Source organism: Caldimonas sp. (assembly GCF_046291045.1).
Classification (GTDB): domain Bacteria; phylum Pseudomonadota; class Gammaproteobacteria; order Burkholderiales; family Burkholderiaceae_C; genus Caldimonas.
In genome coordinates, this window is the sequence record NZ_JBKBSL010000066.1 from 1 (window position 1) to 5,556 (window position 5,556).

A 5,556-nucleotide genomic window follows, 5' to 3' on the forward strand; every position below is an offset into this window, starting at 1 on the left:
GTGCCGCTGCCGCCCTACATCACGCATGCCGACAGCGAGGACGACGCACGCCGCTACCAAACGGTGTTCGCCGCCAAGCCCGGGGCCGTGGCGGCCCCCACCGCGGCGCTGCACTTCGATGACGGTGTGCTGGCAGCGCTGCGTGAACGCGGCATCGGCACCGCCCAGGTGACCCTGCACGTGGGTGCGGGCACCTTCCAGCCGGTGCGCACCGAGAACCTGGCCGAGCACAAGATGCACAGCGAATGGTTCGAGGTCAGCGCCAACACGGTGGCGGCCATCGAACGCACCCGCGCCGCGGGCGGACGCATCGTGGCCGTGGGCACCACCACGCTGCGGGCGCTGGAGTCGGCGGCCGTCTCGGGCTCGCTCGAGGCCGGCAGCCGCGACACCGACCTCTTCATCACCCCGGGCTTCACATTCCGGGTGGTGGATGTGCTCATCACCAACTTCCACTTGCCCAAAAGCACGCTGATGATGCTGGTGAGCGCCTTTGCAGGCTATGAGCACATCATGACGCTGTACCGGCACGCGATCGAACAACGCTATCGTTTCTTCAGCTACGGGGATGCGATGCTGCTGACCCGCGCCCCGGCTCACGATTGAAAGACCTGGCATGACCACCTCCCCCCTCCCCCGCGGCCTGCAATTCGAGGTCCTGAAGACCGAAGGCCATGCGCGCCGCGGCCGGCTCACGCTCAACCATGGCGTGGTCGAGACGCCGATCTTCATGCCGGTGGGCACCTACGGCACCGTCAAGGGCGTGATGCCGCGCTCGCTGGAGGAGATGGGCGCCCAGATCATCCTGGGCAACACCTTCCACCTGTGGCTGCGCCCGGGGCTGGACGTCATTCGCCAGTTCGGCGGCCTGCACCGCTTCGAGGGCTGGACGAAACCCATCCTCACCGACAGCGGCGGCTTCCAGGTGTGGTCGCTGGGCGAGATGCGGAAAATCTCCGAGGAAGGCGTGCGCTTCGCCTCGCCGGTGAACGGCGACAAGCTCTTCCTCACGCCCGAGGTGAGCATGCAGGTGCAGCATGCGCTCGACAGCGACATCGTGATGCAGTTCGACGAGTGCACCCCCTACGAGACCAAGGGCCACATCACCACCGAACGCGAGGCGCGCGCCTCGATGGAGCTGAGCCTGCGCTGGGCGAAGCGCTGCCTGACGGAGTTCGAGCGCCTGGGCAACCGCAATGCGCTCTTCGGCATCGTGCAAGGCGGCATGTTCACCGCGTTGCGTGATGCTTCGCTCGCCGGCCTGGAGGCGCTGGACCTGCCCGGCATTGCCGTGGGCGGCCTGAGCGTGGGCGAGCCCAAGGACGAGATGCTGCGCGTGCTCTCGCACGTCGGCCCGCGCTTGCCGGCCCACAAGCCGCATTACCTCATGGGCGTGGGCACGCCCGAGGACCTGGTGGAAGGCGTGGCCTGGGGCATCGACATGTTCGACTGCGTGATGCCCACGCGCAATGCGCGCAACGGCCATCTCTTCACCCGCTTTGGCGACCTGCGGCTGCGCAATGCACGCTACAAGAGCGACGAACGCCCCATCGACGAGACCTGCCGCTGCTACACCTGCACGAACTTCAGCCGCGCCTACCTGCACCACCTCGACCGCTGCGGCGAGATGCTCGGCCCCATGCTCACCAGCATCCACAACCTGCACTACTACCTGAACCTGATGCGCGAGGTGCGCGAGGCCCTGGACGCCGGCCAGTTCGAGGCCTTCCGCCGGCGCTTCCGCGCCGACCGGCAGCGCGGGGTCTGATCACACCGTGTGCTGCTCGAGCAGGTAGCTCGCGCCATCGTACTGCGCCAGCACCTCGGTGAGCCAGGGCAGCACCTCGGCAAGCGTGTCGTGCAGCACCCAGGGCGGGTTGATCACGAACAGGCCGCTGCCCAGCAGGCCGAAGCCCGCTTCCACCGGGCGGGCCACCGTCATGCGCACGTGCAGCCAGCCCTTGGGCGCCACGCCCTTGAGCCGCTGGGGCAGTTGCTGCGACTCCAGTCGCTGCAACTGCGGATACCACACCATGTAGACCCCTTCGGCAAAGCGCTGCACGGCCTCGCGCAGCGCCGCAACCACCCGGCCATAGTCGGCCTTCAGCTCGTAGGGCGGGTCCATCAGCACGGCAGCGCGGCGCGAGGGCGGCGGCAACTGGCTCTTCAGCGCCGCAAAGCCGTCGACCGCGTGCACCTCGGTGTGTGGCTGGCCGCCGAAGCTGCGCAGGAGCAGCCGGTGGTCCGTGGGATGCAGCTCGTACAAACGCAAGCGGTCCTGCGGGCGCATCAGGGCGCGCGCAAACGCCGGCGAGCCGGGATAGTGCTTGAGCACGCCGCCGGGGTTGTGCTGCCGCACGATCTCGACGTAGTCGTCCACGGCCGGCGGCAGGTCGTCGCGCTCCACCAGGCGGCCGATGCCGTCGAGGTATTCGGCATGCTGCTGGGCATGGCGGCTGTGCAGGTCGTAGCCGCCGGCACCCGCATGGGTGTCGATCAGCCAGTAAGGCTTGTCCTTTTCACCGAGGTAGCGCAGCACCTGGGTGAGCACCAGGTGCTTGAGGACGTCGGCATGGTTGCCCGCGTGGAAGGCATGGCGGTAGGCGAGCATGGTGGTGTGAGGCCGGCAAAGGCCCCACTGTAGCGTCAGCCGCCCCCCGAGGAAACGGCGGGAGGGTCAGAGGATGCCGCGCGCCTTCAGGGCGGCCAGTTGTCCTTCACTGAGCCCCACCTCGCGCAGCACGGCCTCGGTGTCTTCGCCCAGCGTGGGCGCGCGGCGCGTGATGGCGCCCGGCGTGCGCGAGAGCTTGGGCACGATGCCTGGCACCTCCAGCCTCAGGCCGTCGGCCGTGGTGATGGATTCGATCATGCCGCGCGCACGGTAGTGCGGGTCTTCGGCGATGTCGCGGGCGGTGTAGATGCGACCGGCGGGCACCTGGGCGGCGTTCAGCACGTCGAGCACCTCGGCCACCGTGCGCGCCGCCGTCCAGGCGCCGATGGCCGCGTCGATCTCGGCCACGCGCTTGACGCGGCCCACGTTGTCGGCCAGCGTGGGGTCCTGGCCCAGGTCGTCGCGGCCGATGGCGCCCATCAGGCGCTTGAAGATCGAGTCGCCGTTGCCGGCCACCAGCACCCAGCCGTCGGCGCAGGCGTAGGCGTTGCTGGGTGCGATGCCGGGCAGGGCCGAGCCGGCCGGCTCGCGCACCACGCCGAAGGCGCTGTACTCGGGCAGCAGGCTTTCCATCACGTTGAAGACACTCTCGTACAGGGCCACGTCGACCACCTGGCCGCGGCCCGAGCGATGCCGCTCCTGCAGCGCCATCAGCACACCGATCACGCCGTGCAGCGAGGCCAGGGTGTCGCCAATGCTCACGCCCACGCGCACCGGCACGCGGCCGGGTTCGGCGGTGAGGTGGCGCAAGCCCCCCATGGCCTCGGCCACCACGCCGAAGCCGGGGCGGTCCTTGTAGGGGCCGCTCTGGCCATAGCCGCTGATGCGCAACATGACGAGACCCGGGTTGGTGCGCGAGAGTTCGTCGTAGCCCAGACCCCACTTTTCCATCGTGCCGGGCTTGAAGTTCTCGATCAGCACGTCGGCCTCGTCGGCCAGGCGGCGCACGATGTCGCGGTCGGCCGGCTCGCGCAGATCGAGCACCACGCTCTTCTTGTTGCGCGACTGCACCTGCCACCACACGCTGGTGCCGTTGTGCAGAAGGCGCCACTGGCGCAGCGGATCCCCCATGCCCGGGGGCTCGATCTTGATCACCTCGGCGCCGAAGTCAGCCAGCGTCTTGGCAGCGAAGGGGCCGGCGATGAGCTGGCCGAGTTCGAGAACCTTGAGACCGGCCAGCGGGCCGGTGGGGGCGGGGGAGGTCGTGTTCATCGGGAAGCGGGTGAGGTGATCGTGGGCATGCCACGCTCGCGCAGGTCGGCGCAATGGTCGCGCGAGGCCTGGGCTGCGGCCTCGCGCGCATCGTCGAAGCCTGCGGGCGGAATGGCGCCCGCGGGCACGAAAGCCGTGGTGCGCACCGTCAGGGCGGGTGCGTGACGGGGCAGGTGCAGCGGCACGCCGGTCAGGCGCGAGGCGTGCACCGCCCCGGCGAGCAGCAGCACCACCGCATCGGGCGGCGCGCCGTGCGATGCGGCTGCGATCGTGGCGGCCAAAGCGTCGTCGCGGGCGATCTGCATGCGCGCCATCGCGGGCAGTTGCGCCTCGGGCACCAGGCCGCAGTGGCCGTCGCGCACGGCGTCCACCAGCCGCTGGCGGGCTGCGGCCGGCACGAGGTCGTCCCACCCGGCCTGGCCCGTGGCGGCACGCAGCTCGGCACGCGGCAGGTTGCCGCCGTGCACCGGCACCCCTGCACGCACCGCCGCCATCACGACCGGGCCGTACACGGCCCAGGGCCAGCCGGGCTCATGCCAGGCCAGGGCCTCGCGCACCTGCGCTTCGCCCGCGTCGGGCGGCAGGCCGCGGGTGTGGCGGTCGCGTTCGGCCATTTCCAGCACCAGGGCCTGTAGGCGGCCTTGAGCGGCCAGCTCGCTGACGAGCTGCGCCGCCTGGCGCTGATGATCGGGCTGGTCGTGCAGTTCGCCCAGCAGCCAGGCGGTCTGGGCCGCGGCCGCCGCACACCCGCCCATCCACAAGGCCACGAGGAGTTGCTTCATGCCGGCATCTTAGAGCCCACGCCGGCCATGGCGCGGCGCAAGGCGTCGATCGCAAAGCGCACCTTGGCGGGCTGGGCGTCGCGCTGCGGCGTAAGCGCGTACATGCCCAGCGGCGGCGGGCGCCAGTGCGTCAACAGGGGCACGAGGCGACCGGCTTTCAGCGAGTCTTCCACGTCGAGCTCGCCCATCACCGCCAGGCCCAGGCCGGCCTCGCACATCTGCTGCAGCGACAGCTGGTTGTTGCTGGTCACCCGCGCCTCCACCCGCAGGCGCTCCACCGCCCCGCCGGGGCCGTGCAGCTCCAGCACCGCCCCCAGGCTGCCGCCGGCCGTGCGCAGCCAGTCGTGGGCCAGCAGCTCGGCCGGCGCGGTGGGCACGCCGCGTGCGGCCAGGTAGGCCGGGGCGGCGCACACGGTCAGGCGCATCTCGCCCAGGCGGTGCGCCACCCAGGTGGAGTCAGGCAGGCGGCCGAAGCGGATGGCCAGGTCGATGCGCTGCTCGACCAGGTCGATCAGGGTGTCGTCCACTTGCAGGTGCAGCCTCAGCCCGGGGTTGGCCGCCAGCAGCGGCGCCAGCGCCGGCCCCAGGTGGCGCGCAAAACCCACTGGCGAGGACACCCGCAATTCGCCCACCGGCGCGTCGCGCATCTGCGCGAGCTGCTCGCCGGCACCGCGCGCGGCGGCCAGCATCGCGGCACAGCCTTCATGGAAACGCTCGCCGGCCACGGTGAGGCGCAGCTTGCGCGTGGAGCGTGTGAGCAGGGTCACGCCCATGTCGCGTTCGAGCTGGCGCACCTGCTGGCTCACGGCCGAGGCGGTGGTACCCAGCGCCCGCGCCGCGCCGTTCATCGAGCCCTGCTCGACCACGGTGGCAAACACCGCCATGCGCTTG

6 protein-coding genes are annotated in these 5,556 nt (G+C 70.7%); 2 read left to right on the top strand and 4 right to left on the bottom strand.

Annotated features, from left to right (window positions below):
• A partial coding sequence (gene queA, locus ACK4ZD_RS15040; protein WP_409663879.1) for a tRNA preQ1(34) S-adenosylmethionine ribosyltransferase-isomerase QueA occupies positions 1-606 on the top strand: 606 nt, incomplete at its 5' end.
• Positions 607-616: 10 nt separating this feature from the next.
• Positions 617-1,768 carry a tRNA guanosine(34) transglycosylase Tgt gene (gene tgt, locus ACK4ZD_RS15045; protein WP_409663882.1) on the top strand — a complete coding sequence of 384 codons (1,152 nt, stop codon included), beginning with the start codon at positions 617-619 and terminating at the stop codon, positions 1,766-1,768.
• On the opposite strand, the gene ACK4ZD_RS15050 is transcribed toward tgt, so the two are convergent.
• The 4 genes from ACK4ZD_RS15050 to ACK4ZD_RS15065 form a co-directional block, all read right to left on the bottom strand.
• Positions 1,769-2,611 (bottom strand): 23S rRNA (adenine(2030)-N(6))-methyltransferase RlmJ, encoded by an 843-nt coding sequence (locus tag ACK4ZD_RS15050; protein WP_409663885.1) that lies wholly within the window; start codon positions 2,609-2,611, stop codon positions 1,769-1,771.
• A gap of 66 nt (positions 2,612-2,677) precedes the next feature.
• The gene (locus ACK4ZD_RS15055; RefSeq protein ID WP_409663888.1) at positions 2,678-3,883 is read right to left on the bottom strand and encodes a CaiB/BaiF CoA transferase family protein; all 1,206 of its coding nucleotides are present in this window, start codon (positions 3,881-3,883) and stop codon (positions 2,678-2,680) included.
• The gene (locus ACK4ZD_RS15060; RefSeq protein ID WP_409663890.1) at positions 3,880-4,665 is read right to left on the bottom strand and encodes a ChaN family lipoprotein; all 786 of its coding nucleotides are present in this window, start codon (positions 4,663-4,665) and stop codon (positions 3,880-3,882) included. Before ACK4ZD_RS15060 ends, ACK4ZD_RS15055 begins: the two co-directional genes overlap by 4 nt.
• Positions 4,662-5,556, bottom strand: an 895-nt coding sequence (locus ACK4ZD_RS15065; protein WP_409663893.1) for a LysR family transcriptional regulator, incomplete at its 5' end; no start/stop codon positions are given. The genes ACK4ZD_RS15065 and ACK4ZD_RS15060, both read right to left, overlap by 4 nt.

Bases quoted from the DNA above. Each gene is read 5' to 3' on its own strand.
- tgt (WP_409663882.1), top strand. From the start codon at position 617: ATGACCACCTCCCCCCTCCCCCGCGGCCTGCAATTCGAGGTCCTGAAG.
- ACK4ZD_RS15050 (WP_409663885.1), bottom strand. From the start codon at position 2,611: ATGCTCGCCTACCGCCATGCCTTCCACGCGGGCAACCATGCCGACGTC.
- ACK4ZD_RS15055 (WP_409663888.1), bottom strand. From the start codon at position 3,883: ATGAACACGACCTCCCCCGCCCCCACCGGCCCGCTGGCCGGTCTCAAG.
- ACK4ZD_RS15060 (WP_409663890.1), bottom strand. From the start codon at position 4,665: ATGAAGCAACTCCTCGTGGCCTTGTGGATGGGCGGGTGTGCGGCGGCC.